Origin of the sequence: Natronococcus jeotgali DSM 18795 (genome assembly GCF_000337695.1) — an archaeon.
GTDB classification, from domain to species: Archaea; Halobacteriota; Halobacteria; order Halobacteriales; family Natrialbaceae; genus Natronococcus; species Natronococcus jeotgali.
Map to the genome: position 1 here is coordinate 33,875 of NZ_AOIA01000161.1, position 16,187 is coordinate 50,061.

The 16,187-nt window shown below is 65.5% G+C and carries 15 protein-coding genes; 5 read left to right on the top strand and 10 right to left on the bottom strand.

Annotated features, from left to right (window positions below):
- Positions 1–55: 55 nt before the first annotated feature.
- From C492_RS19740 to C492_RS19775, 8 genes are all read right to left on the bottom strand, one after another.
- A complete protein-coding gene (locus C492_RS19740) occupies positions 56–649 on the bottom strand; it encodes a hypothetical protein (RefSeq protein WP_008426902.1) in 594 nt (197 codons plus the stop codon).
- A 175-nt stretch (positions 650–824) separates the two neighbouring features.
- The gene (locus C492_RS19745) at positions 825–1,589 is read right to left on the bottom strand and encodes an aldo/keto reductase (protein ID WP_008426903.1); all 765 of its coding nucleotides are present in this window, start codon (positions 1,587–1,589) and stop codon (positions 825–827) included.
- Positions 1,590–2,322: 733 nt separating this feature from the next.
- A complete protein-coding gene (gcvPB, locus tag C492_RS19750) occupies positions 2,323–3,756 on the bottom strand; it encodes an aminomethyl-transferring glycine dehydrogenase subunit GcvPB (protein ID WP_008426905.1) in 1,434 nt (477 codons plus the stop codon).
- Positions 3,756–5,126, bottom strand: a complete 1,371-nt coding sequence (gene gcvPA / locus C492_RS19755; RefSeq protein WP_008426906.1) for an aminomethyl-transferring glycine dehydrogenase subunit GcvPA — start codon at positions 5,124–5,126, stop codon at positions 3,756–3,758. Before gcvPA ends, gcvPB begins: the two co-directional genes overlap by 1 nt.
- A gap of 4 nt (positions 5,127–5,130) precedes the next feature.
- Positions 5,131–5,505, bottom strand: coding sequence for a glycine cleavage system protein GcvH (gene gcvH, locus C492_RS19760; RefSeq protein ID WP_008426908.1), 375 nt, complete (start codon positions 5,503–5,505; stop codon positions 5,131–5,133).
- A gap of 4 nt (positions 5,506–5,509) precedes the next feature.
- The gene (gene gcvT, locus C492_RS19765) at positions 5,510–6,613 is read right to left on the bottom strand and encodes a glycine cleavage system aminomethyltransferase GcvT (RefSeq protein WP_049893208.1); all 1,104 of its coding nucleotides are present in this window, start codon (positions 6,611–6,613) and stop codon (positions 5,510–5,512) included.
- A 61-nt stretch (positions 6,614–6,674) separates the two neighbouring features.
- A complete protein-coding gene (gene ilvA, locus C492_RS19770) occupies positions 6,675–7,910 on the bottom strand; it encodes a threonine ammonia-lyase (RefSeq protein ID WP_008426912.1) in 1,236 nt (411 codons plus the stop codon).
- A gap of 585 nt (positions 7,911–8,495) precedes the next feature.
- Positions 8,496–9,260 (bottom strand): IclR family transcriptional regulator, encoded by a 765-nt coding sequence (locus C492_RS19775; RefSeq protein WP_008426914.1) that lies wholly within the window; start codon positions 9,258–9,260, stop codon positions 8,496–8,498.
- A gap of 202 nt (positions 9,261–9,462) precedes the next feature.
- Here C492_RS19775 and C492_RS19780 point away from each other — a divergent pair, with 202 nt between their 5' ends.
- From C492_RS19780 to C492_RS25020, 4 genes are all read left to right on the top strand, one after another.
- Complete coding sequence (locus C492_RS19780; RefSeq protein WP_239643462.1) at positions 9,463–10,212, top strand: DUF5058 family protein; 750 nt, start codon at positions 9,463–9,465, stop codon at positions 10,210–10,212.
- A 32-nt stretch (positions 10,213–10,244) separates the two neighbouring features.
- The gene (locus tag C492_RS19785; protein WP_239643463.1) at positions 10,245–10,961 is read left to right on the top strand and encodes a hypothetical protein; all 717 of its coding nucleotides are present in this window, start codon (positions 10,245–10,247) and stop codon (positions 10,959–10,961) included.
- Between the two features lie 282 nt (positions 10,962–11,243).
- On the top strand, positions 11,244–12,647 hold the full coding sequence (locus C492_RS19790; RefSeq protein ID WP_008426919.1) for an amidohydrolase: 1,404 nt from the start codon (positions 11,244–11,246) through the stop codon (positions 12,645–12,647).
- Between the two features lie 99 nt (positions 12,648–12,746).
- Positions 12,747–12,899 (top strand): hypothetical protein, encoded by a 153-nt coding sequence (locus tag C492_RS25020; RefSeq protein WP_204365623.1) that lies wholly within the window; start codon positions 12,747–12,749, stop codon positions 12,897–12,899.
- Here the strand turns inward: C492_RS25020 and C492_RS19795 are convergent.
- Together C492_RS19795 and C492_RS19800 are read right to left on the bottom strand one after the other, a co-directional pair.
- Positions 12,888–14,045 (bottom strand): acyl-CoA dehydrogenase family protein, encoded by a 1,158-nt coding sequence (locus C492_RS19795; protein ID WP_008426920.1) that lies wholly within the window; start codon positions 14,043–14,045, stop codon positions 12,888–12,890. The genes C492_RS25020 and C492_RS19795 overlap by 12 nt on opposite strands.
- A 71-nt stretch (positions 14,046–14,116) precedes the next feature.
- The gene (locus C492_RS19800) at positions 14,117–15,568 is read right to left on the bottom strand and encodes an aldehyde dehydrogenase family protein (protein WP_008426921.1); all 1,452 of its coding nucleotides are present in this window, start codon (positions 15,566–15,568) and stop codon (positions 14,117–14,119) included.
- A 108-nt stretch (positions 15,569–15,676) separates the two neighbouring features.
- On the opposite strand from C492_RS19800, the gene C492_RS19805 reads away from it, so the two are divergent.
- A partial coding sequence (locus tag C492_RS19805; RefSeq protein ID WP_008426922.1) for a thiolase family protein occupies positions 15,677–16,187 on the top strand: 511 nt, incomplete at its 3' end.

Here is a 16,187-nt window from a genome sequence, read left to right on the forward strand (position 1 = left end):
CGCGAGGAAACAAGGGTTTGGATTCCCGGGAACGCCGCCCGGTCGAGCGGGGCGATCAGCGTCCGGTTCCCAACAGTCGTCGAAGGAGCTCGAGCAGATCCTCGAATGACGGGGTGCCGCCGTGCACCGAGACGGTATCGACGCCGGAGTAGCCGTGTTCGCCCGACTCGTCGCGTTCCCAGTAGAGCCAGGCGTCGTCGTCCCCGCTGGTGAGCCCCGTCTCTTCGACCGGGAACGATAGCGTGAGGACGTCGGTCGTCTGCTCCCGGTCGCCGTGCTCCGTCGTCGTGACCTCGCCGTCGTCGACCGGTCGGGCGCCCTCCCCGTCGTCGAGTGCGCCTCGAGAGCCGAAGCGATAGCCGACCTCCCGCTCGGTCGGATCGAACCGTTCTCGCTCGCCGTCCGAGTTCAAGAACGTCGACGGGTGGACCGCGACCGAAACGTCCTCGTGTTCGTCGAGGTCGACGACGTTGTCTTCGTTTCCGGGCTGGACGTCGATATCCAGCTCGACCGGGAAGTGCGCCGCTGCCACGCCGCTGAGCGCGGGGACGGCAGCCACACCGGCAGCGATCCCGGCCGTTCCGCTGAGGAATCGACGGCGGTCGAACGCGTTACGAACGCTCCGTGTCGCGGGCGTCTCTTCGGACATGGTACCGGAGTCGACCAGAGCGAACGTAGGGATTCTGGTACGATCGACGAATCCACGCGCGCGTTCGCGGCGAGAGACCCCCGCCAACCCGTTCGCTCGCTCCCCGGACGGTTGACGCGGACTCGTCGCCGTACGGCGCGTGCTACCGCACGTCGGTCGACCGACCCTCGAGAGACTACTCCGGGAACAGTTCCTCGGTTCGCTCGACGGCGTCGATCCGCGCGAGTTCGTCGTCCTCGAGTTCGAGTTCCAGCGCCGCGAGGTTCGCCTCGAGGTGGTTGCGGCTACTGGCCTTCGGGATCGGGACGACGCCCTCTTTGGCGTCAAGCCACGCGAGACAGACCGCCTCGGGGCTGGTCTCGTGGCGCTTCGCGACGTCGACGACCGCGTCGATCTCGCCCGCGCGGCCGTTCGCCAGCGGCGAGTACGCGACCAGCGGGTAGCCGTTCTCCCGGGCGTCTGCGAGCAGTTCCTCGGGCTGGTACAGCGGGTGGTACTCGACCTGGTGGGCCGCGATCGGGGCCTCGAGGGTCTCTCGAGCGGTCTCGAGTTCGGACACCGAGAAGTTGCTCAGACCGACGGCGCCGATCGTCCCTTCCTGAGAGAGGTCGTCGAACGCCGGTAGCGTTCGCTCGGGCTCGTAGGCCTCGATCGGACGGTGGACGTACAGCAGGTCGACGCCCTCGAGGCCGAGTCGCTCGAGGCTTTCCGCGGTCGTCTCGCGGACGTCTTCGGGCGCCAGGCTGTCGGCCCACACCTTCGTCGCCACGACGACGTCCTCGCGGGGGACCGAACTGCGGGCCAGCCCCTCCCCGACGACGGCCTCGTTCCCGTAGATCTGGGCCGTATCGAGGTGTCCGTAGCCGCACTCGAGCGCCGTCGCGATCGTGTCGGGGTTCTCGATCCCCATCGTACCGAGTCCGATCGGTGGTAGCTGCATGCGTCGGTGTTCTCGAGAGAGACCTAAGTGCCCTCGTATCGGCGGCGCTCCCCGGTCGATCGACCGCCCGCCACAGCCCCCGTTCTTTCCCGGGACGCTCGACGACCGCGTCGCTCTCGAATCCGACTTCTCGCTGCACACCGCGTAGGTATTAGAACATATTCGATAGCTAGTATACTACGATTCGATATGTAAGTAGTGAAACTCCGAATCGTGGTCGGTAATCGGGTCCGACGAGAAGTTCCGCGCTACGCGCGGACACGATCCACTGAGAGCATCTCAGACACTGGTGTGGCGCAGCTCGGGTCCCGCTCGGTCCCCGTTCTCGACCCGTTCGATCGTTCTCGGCTCTCGAGCCGACTTCGGCCGATATAACTGAAGTACAGGCTCGGCAGCGCGTTTTCTCTCGTGATCGCGGAACTATCGCGCCGTCTTTCGCTCGCCACCCTGAGTACACATCAGTAGTATTGGAAATACGACGAACAGAAATTTTTCAAACACGTTTCGGTACGACACCCCTTCGGCCGAGGCTATCGCTCGAGCGCTCGTGATCGATCGAGACTGGCGGTTCGCCGACCTCGCGAAGCGGATCGAACGGGACCGTTCGTCACCACGGGCGCTCTCGCCGTCGAACGGCGTCGCTCCGTTCGGTCACGGCGACCGGAGCGTTTGGACGCCCTCGAGGCGCCCGGTTCCTGCCTTCGACGGCAAGAAAAGGGCGACGGATCCGTTCCTACGCGTCGTCGGACAGCGCGTGCCAGGAGAGCCGCGGGCTCCGGGCGGCGCTCGTCTGGTCGATGTAGCGGGCGCTGGTCGTCTCCGGCGCGGCCGCGATGGTCTCCTCGTCTTCGTCGGCGACGGCGTTGAACGCGGCGGCCAACTGATCGAGCGTCGTCTTGCTCTCCGCCTCGGTCGGCTCCGTCATCAGCGCCTCGGGGACGATCTCGGGCCACTTCGTGGTCGGCGGGTGAACGCCGTAGTCGAGCATCCGCTTCGCGAACTCCGCCGCGTCTCGCTCGCCCGCGCTCGCGACGAACTCGTGGTGGAACGGTCCGAACGGGATCTCGAGATCGATCTGCGAAGCGAGGTAGTTCGCGTTGAGGACCGCCTTGGCGCTGGTATCTCTCAGCCCCGCATCGCCCAGTCGGCGGATGTACGCGTGGGTCTTGAGCAACACCAGCCAGTTCCCCATCGCGCCGTGGACCTTCCCGATCGAGTGCTCCGGTTCGACCAGTTCGTACGTCCCGTTTCTCGCTTCGACTTGCGGACTGGGGAGGAACGGTTCCAGCTCCTCCGTGACGCCGATCGGGCCGGCCCCCGGACCGCCGCCGCCGTGGGGCGTCGCGAAGGTCTTGTGGACGTTGTAGTGCATGATGTCGAACCCCATGTCGCCGGGTCGAGCGCGACCGAGCAGGGCGTTCAAGTTCGCCCCGTCGTAGTACAGCAGTCCGCCCGCATCGTGGACGACGCTCGCGATCTCCTCGATGTCGCGTTCGAAGAGACCGAGCGTGTTCGGGTTCGTCAACATGAGCGCGGCGGTCTCTTCGCCGACGGCCGATCGCAGCGCCTCCAGGTCGACGCGGCCGTCGTCGTCGCCCGGTAGCTCGACGACGTCGTACCCGGCCATCGCCGCGCTGGCGAAGTTCGTCCCGTGGGCGCTCGAGGGAACGATCACCTCCGACCGTCGTTCCCCGTCGCCGTTTCGCTCGTGATACGCTTTGGCCACCAGGATACCCGTGAATTCGCCAGCAGCCCCGGCCGGCGGCTGCAGCGTCACCGCGTCCATTCCGCCGATCCGTCCGAGGTACTCCTGCAGTTCGTGATAGAGCTGTAGCGTCCCCTGAACGGCCTCTTCGGGTCGATCGGGGTGTACCGCGGCTTCGGAGCGAGCCGCGACGTCTTCGGTAAACTTGGGGTTGTACTTCATCGTACACGACCCCAGCGGATAGGGACCGCTATCGATCCCGTAGTTCATCTGCGAGAGCCGCGTGTAGTGGCGAGCGACCTCCGGCTCCGAGAGCGCCGGCAGCTCGAGGGACTCTCTGGTAAGCTCGTCGGGTAGTTCCTCGAATTCGACGTCGATCGTCGTTCGATCCTTCTCCGAGAGGAGCGGTTCGTACCCCTCCGAACTGGTCTCGTTCCAGACCGCCTGCTCGTGTCGTTGCACTAGTCTAACACCTCAGTAATCGCCGTAACGAGCTCCGCCGCCCGATTTTCGTTCGCGTCGGTCACGCAGACCTGGATCGTATCGGCGTCGATCGCGTGGACGGCGAACCCCTCCGCGTACAGCTCCGAAACGAGCTCCGTCGCATCGGGCTCGACGGTCGCCCTGAACTCGCGGAAGTGGTATCCGTCCCGAACGGGCGCCGAGACGCCTTCGATCGCGTCCAGTTCCCTCGCCAGGACCTCCGGCAACCGGTGGCACTCCTTCGCGAGATCGAGGAGTCCGTCCGGCCCCAGAACCGCCGCGTGAATCGCGGTTCGGAGCGCGACCCACGCCTGATTCGTACAGATGTTCGAGGTGGCCCGCTCGCGGCGAATGTGTTGTTCCCGCGTCTGAAGCGTCAGCGTGTACGCCCGGCGGCCGCTCTCGTCGCGGCTCGCGCCGACGAGCCGACCGGGGACCTGCCGAAGGTACTCCTCCTTACACGCGAACAGCCCCAGGCTCGTGCCGTACGCCGTGCCCAGCCCGAGGACGCTCGCGTCGCCGATCACCGCGTCGGCGCCGATCGAGGCTGGAGTCCGGAGCAACGAGAGGGCGATCGGATCCGAGCCGAGACAGAACAGTACGTCGTCGGCAGCCAGAAGTTCCCCGACCGCCTCGAGGCGGTCCTGTATGAGCCCCGTCGTCGTCGGGTTCTCCACGTAAACGAGCGCGACGTCGTCGTCGAGGGCGTCCTCGAGGTCGTCGGGGTCGACGACGCCGGCGGCGGTCGGATACTCCTCGACGGCGAGGGCGGTTCCGCCGACGTAGTTCTCGAGGACGGCTCGCCGTTCGTCGCGAAGCGCGTCGGGAACGAGCACGCGGTCGCCGGTGACGCTCCGGGCGCGCCGGGAGAGCGTCGCTACCTCGCCGAGTGCGGTTGCGGCGTCGTACATCGAGCAGTTCGCGACCTCCAGACCGGTCAGCTCGACCAGAAGCGACTGGTACTCGAACAGCGCCTGCAGAAAGCCCTGCGTGATCTCGGGCTGGTACTGGGTGTAGGAGGTGAGAAACTCCGAGCGATCGGCCAGGTGGTCGACCAGCGACGGAACGTAGTGATCGTAGTGTCCCCGCCCGAGAAACTCGGTAGCCGATTCGTTCCGGCCGAGCGTCTCCACGACGCTCCGTACGACCTCCCGTTCCGACGCGGCTTCGATGCCGAACTCGCCGTCGAACCGAACCGAGTTCGGAACGTCGAAGAGCTCCTCGACGGACTCCGCGTCGACGGCCCGCAGCATCGCTTCGACGTCGGCTTCGGTGTGGGGCGCGAACGGGCTCCCGGTCGATTCCGTCTCCGTTTCCTCCGTCCGCGACAGTTGGGTGTGGTAACTCATCGGTTCAGATCGTCTCCTCGTACGCCGACGCGTCGAGTAGGTGCTCGAGATCCCCCGCCGGTTCCACCTCGATCAGCCACCCGTCGCCGTACGGATCCTCGTTGACGAGTTCGGGGCTGTCCACGACCGCCTCGTTGGCGGCGACGACCGTCCCGGCGACGGGGGCGTAGATATCCGAAACCGCCTTGATGCTCTCGAGGACGCCGAACTCCTCGCCCGCTCCGAGCTCCGCCCCTTCGGCGGGAAGCTCGACGAAGACGATGTCGCCCAGTTCGTCCTGTGCGAAGTCGCTGACGCCGACTCGCACCGCGTCCGTTCGCTCGTCCGCCCATTCGTGTGATTCGGCGTATCGTAGTTCGGTCGGTATTTCGAAGTCCATCGTATCAGGTATCGGCCTCGAGTGTGTTCAGAAAGCGCTGGTCGACCACCGTCGCATCCACGGTTTGGTTACGAACTTCGACGCCGAGTTCCGTTCCGTCCGCGGCGTACTCCGTATCGACGTATCCGAGCGCCAGGGGCACGTCGAACGTCGGACTCATCGTGCCGCTTGTCACGTGCCCGACCTCGTCGTCGCCGTCCGTTATCGCGTACCCGTGTCGCGCGATCGCCCTGTCCTCGATTCGGAGCCCGACGATTTGCTCGTCGACGCCCGTCTCCTCGAGTTCGCGGAGCGCCGCTTTCCCGACGAACGACGGTTTCTCGAAGTCGACGACGAACCCCAGCCCGGCCTCGAGCGGCGTGCGAGGCTCGCTATCGGGATCGAAGTCCTGACCCGAGAGGAGCAGTCCCGCCTCCAATCGGAGCGTGTCTCGAGCGCCGAGCCCGCACGGCTGGATCCCGTCGAACGCGGCCCAGACGGTCTCGGAGTCGGCCGCCGGAAAGACGATCTCGTACCCGTCCTCGCCGGTGTACCCGGTTCTGGCGACCAGACAGCTCACGCCGTCGATTTCCGTTCGTCGCGCCGTAAACTGGGAGAGGTCCGCCACGGAGTCGGCCGTAACGGACTCGACTGCCTCGACGGCGTCGGGCCCTTGAACCGCGAGCATTCCCGTTTCTTCGGTCCGGTCTTCGACGGTCGCATCGAACTCGAGCGTCGACGCCCGCTCCTCCCACCGGGTCGCCATCTGCTCCCCGTGCCCCGCGTTCGGGACGAAGAGGTACCCGTCCCGCTCCGGGTAGCGATAGACGACGATGTCGTCCAGTATCACGCCCTCGTCGTTCAGAATACACGAGTACTGCGCGTCGCCGGGTTCCAGTTCGCGCACGTCGTTCGTGGTCAGGCGATTCGTCAGCGCGGCCGCGTCGGGTCCGCGCACGACCACTTCGCTCATGTGGCTGATATCGAAGCGTCCGACCGCGTCCCTCACTGCGCCGTGTTCGGTGCGTATCGAATCGAACGAGGCGGGCATCTCCCACCCGCCGAAGTCGGTGAAGTCCGCCCCGGCGCTCCGATGAGTCCGGTACAGAGGTGGCTTGTGAGACGTCACGTCTGGTACGATCCGGGACGAATCACATAAAGTCCACTGTTCGAGACGGCCGCGGTCGACGCTAGTTGATGCGCGTAACCGAGAACTCCGCATCGCGAATCGCGTTCATGATACGGTCGGTTTGCTCGGTCCCGCTCGTCTCGATTCGGAAGTAGAGGTACGCCTCGCCGACGTCTACGTTTTCGACGGATCGCTCGTGTCGCACGTTGCGGACGTTTGCGCCGTGCTCCGCGACGATCTCCGAGATCCGCTCGAGCCGTCCCGGCTCGTCGACGATGTGAACCCGAAACCGAACGAGCTGACCCCGGGTCGTCAGCCCGTGGGTGAGGATCGTCTGCAGATCGGTCATGCTGAGGTTCCCGCCGGACAGTACCGGAACGACGGTCTCGCCGTCGACGTCTACCCGATCGCTGCGGAGGGCCGCGATCGTCGTCGCACCCGCACCCTCGACCATCTGCTTCGTCCGCTCGAGCGTGAACAGCAGGCTCTCGGCGATCTCCGTATCCGAGACGGTGACGACCTCGTCGACGTAGGTTTCGATGCAGTCGTACGTGAGCTGTGAGATCCCCCCGGTCGCGATTCCGTCCGCGATGGTCTGGACGGACTCCGTCCCCTGCGGTTCGCCCTTTTCGAGGCTTCGCGGAAGCGTCGCCGCCCCGGTCGCCTGGACGCCGACGATTCGCGTTTCGGGTGCCCGTTCGCCGACGACGGTGGCGATTCCGCTCAGCAGCCCGCCGCCGCCGACCGGAACGATCACGGTATCGACGTCGGGGACCTGCTCGAGAATCTCGATGCCGAGCGTCCCCTGTCCGGCGACGATGTCCGGGTCGTCGTACGCGTGGACGAAGACCGAGCCCTCTTCGACGAGCGACTGTGCGTGCTTCATCGCCGCCTGAAAATCGCGTCCGTGGAGTTCGACGTCGGCACCGTACCCCGCCGTCGCGTCGATCTTCGCCTGCGGCGCGTTCCGGGGCATGACGATGGTCGAATCCAGCCCCGTCTTCGTCGCGGCGAGCGCGACTCCCTGGGCGTGATTGCCGGCGCTCGCGGCAACCGCGCGCGAGACCTCGGGATCCGACTCTACGACCTGGACGAGTTTGTTGTACGCGCCGCGCGTTTTGAACGAGCCGGTTCGTTGGAGATGCTCCATCTTGAGCAGCACCTCTGCACCCGTTTCTTCCTCGAGTGATCTGCTCGTTTCTATCGGCGTTTGCTGAACGACCGATTCGTCCAGTCGCTCGCGCGCACGCTCGATATCGGAAACTGATACGGTCGGCGCTCGGTTGTCGCGGGTCATTGCGGTGTCTTCGTACACTACCCGTCACTGGTGCGTAATAACGTTAGTGCTGGATCGGGAATCGTCCGAGAGAACGCGCCGTCGGATCGTTCGTGTACTGGGGAACGAGGAAGTGGCGGACCAGCCGCATATTCAGTGCGGGATCCATTCGTACGAATGCGTACTGAAGGACTATGCAGTCGGAAGAGTCCCGAACGGATCTACGCCGATAGGCGAGGTCTTACTACCCGGCTTCGGGAGCAGGCTACTCCGGTGACTCAGTACGCCGAGGGCGGATCACAACTCGACGGCCGCGGACTGACCGAACGTGTTCCGAATTCGGGGCGGAGGTCGACGACGAGCTGCTGTTTCTATTGTGGGGAAAATTTCGATGGGTCGATCCAAAATTAATGACTACGTCCAGGCGGTGCTCGCCGTCTCGAGATCGATATCGACGCGACCGGTATCGTGATTTGTGGGGCGATACGACGGCTCCTGGTGGGAGAGAGGCGATAGAGACCACGAGCCGTGTTGCGTTTCCTGGAGCAGCCCCCTGTGGGTTACAGGAGTACAGGTGTAATAGCGGACCGTTCCGTAGACGCCCTCTCAGTTCGATTCGGAGGACGCTAACTCGCGCTCTAACTCGGAGACGACCGGTCGGAGGAGTTCGACCAACTCGGTATCGGAGGGGAGGCGATAGGGAGGCCCCGAAACGTCTAGCGAACCAAAAACGGTCCCATCGGGGTTCTCTACGGCGATTGCGACGGAATGCAGACCCTCGAAGGCTTCCTGGTCGTTCACTGCGTACCCTTGCGAACGAATCTCCTCGATCTCGTCGAACAGCCGGTCCCGATCGGTAATCGTGTTCGCCGTTTCCCTCGGCAACCCCCACCTGTCGATCACGTCGTCGATGTACTCGTCGGGAAGTTCGGCGAGCATCGCCTTCCCGCTGGCGGAGTTGTGCATGTAGAACTGGTGACCGACCTGAAATCCCTCTACCGAAGGGTTGCTAACCTCGTCGAAGAGGATGATGCTTCTCCCGTTCTCTTCCACGGCAAAGTTCACCTCCTCGCCCGTCGTATTTGCCAACTCCCGCGCGCTCTCCCTCGCGAGATCGTACCGATCGTCCCGCCGCCGCGCCTCTTCCCCAAGGTGGAAAAGCTTCAATCCGAGTTCGTACCGATCGCCGATCTTGGCGACGTACCCGTGGTCGGTTAGCGTGTTGAGGTGCGTGTACACCGTACTCGTCGACAGATCGAGTTCCTCGGCGATCTCCGTCAGTCGAGCGCCGCCCAGCTCGTCCACGGCATCGACCACTCGGAGCGACGTCGCCGTCGTTTTCCTCCGATCGCCGCCTCCGTTCGGTTCCATACTCCGTCTTGTCCCATACTCTACTTAAAGCCGGTTCTCCGGCTACGCGTACACGTTTGCTGTATACCCCGGTTCTCAGTCTCCGAAGGCGGGGCTCGTCCCGCACGGAGCCGAGCGATCGGCACGACGACGGAGATCTCGCTATCGGCCGTTCGCCTTACCCCGTATATTTATAATGTTGCATCATAGGATAACAGTTAGCATGGAATGGTACTCCAATACAGCTGTTGCACCGGCCTATATGGACGTCGCAAACAGCAACTGGCTTTGGATTTCCGCAACGCCGGTGGTCCTGATGGTCCTCCTTCAAGCGGGGTTGTTCCTTCGGCGAGCGTGGAAAAACGGACAGGAGATGGGACTGTCGGACGACCAGCTCAGAAGCGGCCTGAAGACGGGGGTGATTTCGGCCATCGGGCCTGCGATAGCGGTACTCGCGGCGATGTTGGCGCTGATCGCGACCATCGGCGGACCGGTCGCGTGGATGCGCCTCTCGGTGATCGGATCGGTCGCCTTCGAACTGCCGGCCGCGGAGATCGGTATCTCCCAGCTGGGATACGGCTTCGGCGACGACGGCATCACCGAAACGGCGTTCGCGACCTCGGTGTGGACGATGACGCTCGGCGGTATCGGTTGGTTGCTCGTCGTAGCCGTCGGGACGCCGCACATGGAGAAGGCGAGGGAACGAATCGTCGGGGGGAGAGATACGCTCCTCCCGATTGTCACCTCGGGTGCGATGCTCGGCGCGTTCGCGTACTTCGTGTCCGGAGAGATCACGTCCGGGGCGCCCGAAACGGGATCCGCCGCGGTCGGCGGACTCGTTATGCTCGCGCTGCTGAAGCTAGCCGACGAGAGGGACGTGCAGTGGATACGCGAGTGGGCGCTGGGTAGCGCGATGGCCGTCGGTCTCGTCGTCGGGATGGTGGTTCACGCGGCGGCTGGAGGGGGGTGGTAACGGTGTCGTCGCCGTCCAGTTCGGGGGAGACCGTGTCCCCGTCCGACTCGAGCGAAAGCGTGTACGAGTCCAACTTCATCCCGTACATCAACAGGTGGGGCAGGATAACGAGTCTGCTCGCCGTGGCGTTTTCGTTCGGGCCGGCTCTGACGTTGCTCGCGATCTTCGATATCGTTCCCCCGGCCGGGGCGATCGTCGGCGGGTTCCTGTCGGTCGCGGTCACGTTCGGCCTCATCTGGTTCATCGAGCCGATCTCGTACTACCCCGTGCTCGGCATTCCCGGAACGTACATGGCGTTCCTCTCGGGGAACATCTCGAACCTTCGCTTGCCCTGTGCCGCCGCGGCACAGGAGAGCGCCGACGTCGACGCGGGAACGCCACAGGGGAGCATCATCTCCACGATCGCGATCGCCGGGTCGATTTTCGTCAACATCACGATACTGACCGTCGGCGTTTTCGCGCTCGTCCCCGTCTTCGAGGCACTTCCCGAATTCGGTCGGAACGCCCTCGAGTCCTACCTCGTTCCGGCCATCTTCGGCGCCATCTTCGCCCAGTTCGGCAGGGACTACCCCAAGGTAGCCGCCGTCGGACTCTGTATCGCGCTGGCGATGACGCTGCTAATGGAGTTCGGACTTCTCGCTTTCCTCCCCGGCGTCCCGCTCTACGCAGTGATCTTCGTCTCGGTGTTCGGGACGATATACGCTGCAAAGGTCATGTGGGAGAACGATATGATCGAACCCGACTCGTGACGCGTCGTCCGCCTCTCGGCGAAGCCGTCTTGCACGCGCGACCGGCGCAACGGTCAACGCGCACGGCGTTAGAGGAAGTCGAGAGAGACGGACCGCCGTTCCGAGTCGCCGGCGAAACCGCTCCGGGTCGCGGCTGTGCCGGAATCGACGGACGGCGATCCCACGCACGCGTTCGAGCGGCGTCGTTTCTCCCGTAACTTCCGGACGGCGGACGGCGCCGAATCGGAGCGACACCGGCGCCCCAGTAGCTTTAACTAACCAGCGTATGACACTACTGAACATATGGCGAAGGGTAAGACCGAGGCTCGAGCGTGGGTCGACGAGAACTACGAGGACCTGCGAAACGTCGCCCGGGAGATCTGGGAGCGGCCGGAGGTGGAACTGGAGGAAGAGTTCGCATCCGGGCTACAGGCGAACGTCCTCGAAAGGGCGGGATTCGACGTGACGAGAGGGCTTGCGGGTCTCCCGACGGCGTTCGTCGCGGAGGCGGGATCCGGCGAGCCGACTATCGGAATCTTGGGCGAATACGACGCGCTGCCGGGGCTGTCACAGAAGGTGCGGGCCGAGGAGGAACCGCTCGAGGAAGGCGGTGCCGGACACGGCTGCGGACACAACCTCCTCGGAACCGCCGGCGTCGGGGCCGCGATAGCCGTCAAGCGCGTTCTCGACGCCGGAACCGGTTCCGGAACGGTTCGCTACTACGGGTGTCCCGCGGAGGAAACGCTGCTCGGCAAGGTGCTGCTCGCGAAAGACGGCGCGTTCGACGATCTGGACGCCGCGCTAACGTGGCACCCGATGAACACGAACGCGCCGTGGATGGCCGAGAGCCTGGCCATGAATTCCGTTCAGTTCAATTTCGAGGGCACCTCGGCCCACGCCTCCGCCGCACCGGAGCGAGGACGGAGCGCGCTCGACGCGGTCGAACTGATGAACACCGGCGCGAACTACCTCCGGGAGCACGTTCCGGATCCCGTGCGACTCCACTATTCGATCGTCGAGAGGGGTGGAAAGCCGAACATCGTCCCGAAGGAGGCGGCGGTCTGGTACTACGTCAGAGCTCCGAGCCGGCAGCGAGTCGAGTCCGTCACGGAGCGTCTCGAGAAGGTCGCGGAGGGGGCGGCGACGATGACCGAGACGACCGTCGAGACCGAGTACCGCGCCGGCTGTTACGACACGCTTCCGAACGGAGTTCTCGGGTCGACGATCCTCGAGAACATGCAGGAGATCGGCGAAGTCGGGTTCTCGGAGGAGGAGTACGAGTTAGCCCGGGGTCTCAGACGAACCGTGGACGACGTCGAGGAGGCGATGAGCCGACAGGGAGTCCCCGACGACATCATCGAGACGGAGCTTCACGGGACGCCAGTCGACGAGATCTACGACGAGGGGGAGCAGTTTCCCGCCTCGACCGACGTCGGAGACGTGAGTTGGAACGTCCCGCTAGGGCAGTTCACCGCGGCGGCGTGGCCGATCGGGGTCTCCGCTCACTCCTGGCAATCGACGGCGGCGAGCGGCTCCGAGATCGGATACAAGGCGATGCGCTTCGCGTCGAAAGTGTTGGCGAGTACCGCGATCGATCTCTTTCGGGACGAAACGATCCTCGAAAACGCTACCCGGGAGTTCGAGGCCGCATCGGAGGGATCCGACTATACTTCTCCGCTGCCGGAGGACTTCGTGTCGCCCACGTAGGATCGTCCGCGGACGGCGTTCGCCGTGAAACCGCACATCTAACCGGTTACGCGCCCCAGCAGCAACGGTCTCCGGGCAACCGTCGGGAGCAGATAGCGTATGCAGCGATCGTATACGGCCGGGATCGGACGACACTCGAGGGAGGCGATCGAGGGCGGCCTCGAGAGCGGTAGTTCCTCGAGCGTTCGCGATAGTCGCGTGATAACGGTCCCGCGGCGGCGAGTCGCGACCGCCGGACGGCTACAGCCCTAGCGCCTCGCCCGCGACCGTCGTCTTCTGGATCTCGGTCGTGCCGCCGATGATGCTCAGGATCTTCGCGTCCCGGTAGTAGCGCTCGAGGGGGAGATCGGTCCGGTACCCCTTCCCGCCGTAGATCTGGATCGCGTTCCGCGTGACGAACTCCGCGGCCTCGCTGGCGACGTACTTCGCCTTGCTCGATTTGCGCGTGTCGCCCTCGCCGTCGGCGATCGCCGTCGCGGAGTCGTAGACGAGGTGACGGGCCGAATCGAGCTGAGCGTCCATGTCGGCGACCAGCACTTGTACCGCCTGGTACTCGCCGACCGCCTGGCCGCCCTGCTCGCGGTCGCCGGCGTAGTCGACGGCCTCCTCGAAGGCCGCCCGGGCGATCCCCGTCCCGATGGCGCCCAGTCCGGTCCGGGCCATGTCGATCGTTCCCATGGCGATGCGGAAGCCGTGTCCGACCTCGCCCAGCATCGCGCCCTCGCCGACGCGGACGTCCTCGAACGTCGAGTCGCCGGTGACGTGGCCGCGCATCCCCATGAACTCCGTTCGGTCGAACTCGAACCCGTCGGCTTCGTCGGCGTTCGGTGCCAAAAACACGCTCACGCCGTGGCCCTCCTCGGGAGCGGGTCGCTTGCGCGCGACGACGAGGTGGACGTCGGCGACGCCCGCGTTCGTACCGAAGGACTTCTCGCCGCTGATGAGGTAGCCGCCGTCGTCGTCCGCCCGTGCGACCGTCGACAGCTCGGTCGGCGAGCTTCCCGCGTCGGGTTCGGTCAGCAACATCGCGCCGACGGACTCGCCGCTGGCCATCGCCTCGAGCCACTCCTCCTTCTGGGCCTCGGTGCCGACGTTCGCGATCGGCAGCGCCGCGAACGTGTGGCCCTGGATCGTCTCGGCGACCGCACCGCTCGTTTTCGCGATCTCCTCGACCGCGAGACAGTACGAGAGGAAATCGGATCCCTCGCCGCCGTACTCCTCGGGCAGCAGGATGCCGAGCAGCCCCCGCTCGCCCGCGGCCTCGATCACCTCGCGGGGGAACTCGTCGTCGTTCTCGATCCGTTCGGCCTCGGGTTCGACGACCTCCTCGGCGAAGGTCGCTGCGCGGTCGCGAAACTCCCGGTGTTCCTCGGAGAGGGCGTTCTCGATGAGCGTCATACACCCCTACACGGGGCACACACCACTATAAAAGTTCTCGAGCGCTCGCTACCGGGATCGCTCGGGACGGCTCACTCGAGGTTGACGTTGACGTTTTTCGTCTGGGTGTACTCGTGGATCGCCTCGGTGCCCTGCTCGCGGCCGTAGCCGCTCTCCTTGAAGCCGCCGAAGGGCGTCTGGGGCTGCGTGACCGGGAACTCGTTGATGCTCACCATCCCGTAGTCCAGGCGGTCGGCGACCCCGTGTGCGGTCTCGAGGTCGGAGGTCCAGATCCCCGCCATCAGCCCGTACGGCGAGTCGTTGGCGATCTCGATCGCCTCTTCCCGGTCCGAGAACTCGATGACCGAGAGGACGGGCCCGAAGATCTCCTCCCGGGCGATCGTCATGTCGTTGGTGACGTCGGTGAAAACCGTCGGCTCGACGAAGTGGCCGACGTCCCTGTCCGCGGGAACGCCCCCGCCGGTGGCGACGGTGGCGCCCTCTGCCTTTCCGGTCTCGATGTAGTCGAGGACCTCCCGTTGCTGGTCCTCGCTAACCGTCGGCCCCATTCGGCCGTCGTCGTCGATCCCGCTGCCGAGCGGCGTCGCCTCGGCGCGCTCGACGACCTTCTCGACGACCTCGTCGTGGACCGACTCGTGGACGAGCAGCCGCGACCCCGCCCAGCACATCTGACCCGCGTTCATGAAGATGCCGTAGTGACAGCCCGCCGCGGCGTCCTCGAGGTCGGCGTCGGGGAAGACGACGTTCGGCCCCTTCCCGCCGAGTTCGAGGGTGACGCCGGTGACGTTCTGTGCGGCCCGCTCCATGACGCCCTTGCCGACCCCGGTGCTGCCGGTGAAGGCGACGTGGTCGACGTCGGGGTGTTCGGCCAGCCGGTTGCCGGCGGTGCTTCCCCGGCCCGGAACGACGTTGACGACGCCGTCCGGAAGGCCGGCGTCCTCGGCGGCGACGGCGTAGTACAGCGCCGATAGCGGCGTCGTGCTCGAGGGTTTCAGTACCGCCGTGTTCCCGCAAGCCAGCGCCGGGGCGAGGCTGCGACCCGCGAGCTGGAACGGGTAGTTCCACGGGATCACGTGGCCGGTGACGCCGACGGGTTCGCGGACGGTGTAGTTCAGCCGATCGCCGGGGACGGGGACCTCGTCGCCCTCGACCTTGTCGGCCCAGCCCGCGTAGTACCGGAACGTGTCGATCACCATGTCGACGTCCAGCGTCGCCTCGAAGGGGGTCTTCCCGTTGTCGTGGGACTCGACCAGGACGATCTCGTCCTTGCGGTCCTCGATCGCGTCGGCCATCGCGCGGAGGTGCGCGGCTCGCTCCTTGGGCGCCAGCGAGCGCCACTCGGCGTTGCGCTCGACGGCTTCGGCCGCGGCGTCGACCGCGCGGTCGACGTCCGCCTCGGCTCCCTCGGCGACGGTCGCGTAGCGCTCCTCGGTCGCCGGGTCCTCGGTCTCGAACGTTTCGCCCGCCTCGGCGGGGGTCCACTCGCCGTCGATAAACAGGTCTGTCGGACCGTCGTAGCTCATGCGAGTGGGAGTTGTGGACATCCCGATAAAAAACGTCCGGTACGGTCGGGAGTCGCCGCTCGAGCGGCGGTGGGTAGTTATAAGTTACCCCGGCAGATAGTTCGGTCCATGCGAGACGCATACGTACTCGGGGCCGGACAGTCGGCGTTCGGCTCCTTCCCCGAACGATCGTACCTCTCGCTGTTCGACGACGCGTTTGACGCGGCGGTGGACAGCGTCGACGGCGAGCTCTCACCCGACGAGATCGACGAGGCGTTCCTCGGCACGCTCGGCGTCGGCGGGCGCCAGATCGGCCTCTCGGGGCCGGCGGTGACCGAACATCTCGGCCTCCACGGCGTCCCGACCACGCGGGTCGAGAACGCCTGCGCGGCCAGCGGCTACGCCTTTCGCCAGGCGGTGACCGCCGTGCGATCGGGGATGGCCGACGTCGCGCTGGCGGGCGGCTACGAGGTGATGACCGACGCCAGCTCCGACCACACGCGCTGGTGGCTCGGCGTCAGCGGCGAGACCGAGTGGGAACGGATGAGCGGAACCACCTTCGCCGGCGTCTACGCCCAGATGGCAAGCGCTCACATGGAGGCGTACGACACCACTACCTGTCTCTTATACACATCTCTGA

What these genes read in the sequence shown, in the direction of transcription:
- gcvH (WP_008426908.1), bottom strand. Translation starts at nt 5,505, where the DNA reads ATGGACTTCGAAATACCGACCGAACTACGATACGCCGAATCACACGAA.
- C492_RS19740 (WP_008426902.1), bottom strand. Translation starts at nt 649, where the DNA reads ATGTCCGAAGAGACGCCCGCGACACGGAGCGTTCGTAACGCGTTCGAC.
- C492_RS19745 (WP_008426903.1), bottom strand. Translation starts at nt 1,589, where the DNA reads ATGCAGCTACCACCGATCGGACTCGGTACGATGGGGATCGAGAACCCC.
- gcvPA (WP_008426906.1), bottom strand. Translation starts at nt 5,126, where the DNA reads ATGAGTTACCACACCCAACTGTCGCGGACGGAGGAAACGGAGACGGAA.
- C492_RS25020 (WP_204365623.1), top strand. Translation starts at nt 12,747, where the DNA reads ATGCAGCGATCGTATACGGCCGGGATCGGACGACACTCGAGGGAGGCG.
- C492_RS19775 (WP_008426914.1), bottom strand. Translation starts at nt 9,260, where the DNA reads ATGGAACCGAACGGAGGCGGCGATCGGAGGAAAACGACGGCGACGTCG.
- C492_RS19790 (WP_008426919.1), top strand. Translation starts at nt 11,244, where the DNA reads ATGGCGAAGGGTAAGACCGAGGCTCGAGCGTGGGTCGACGAGAACTAC.
- ilvA (WP_008426912.1), bottom strand. Translation starts at nt 7,910, where the DNA reads ATGACCCGCGACAACCGAGCGCCGACCGTATCAGTTTCCGATATCGAG.
- C492_RS19780 (WP_239643462.1), top strand. Translation starts at nt 9,463, where the DNA reads ATGGAATGGTACTCCAATACAGCTGTTGCACCGGCCTATATGGACGTC.
- C492_RS19795 (WP_008426920.1), bottom strand. Translation starts at nt 14,045, where the DNA reads ATGACGCTCATCGAGAACGCCCTCTCCGAGGAACACCGGGAGTTTCGC.
- C492_RS19800 (WP_008426921.1), bottom strand. Translation starts at nt 15,568, where the DNA reads ATGAGCTACGACGGTCCGACAGACCTGTTTATCGACGGCGAGTGGACC.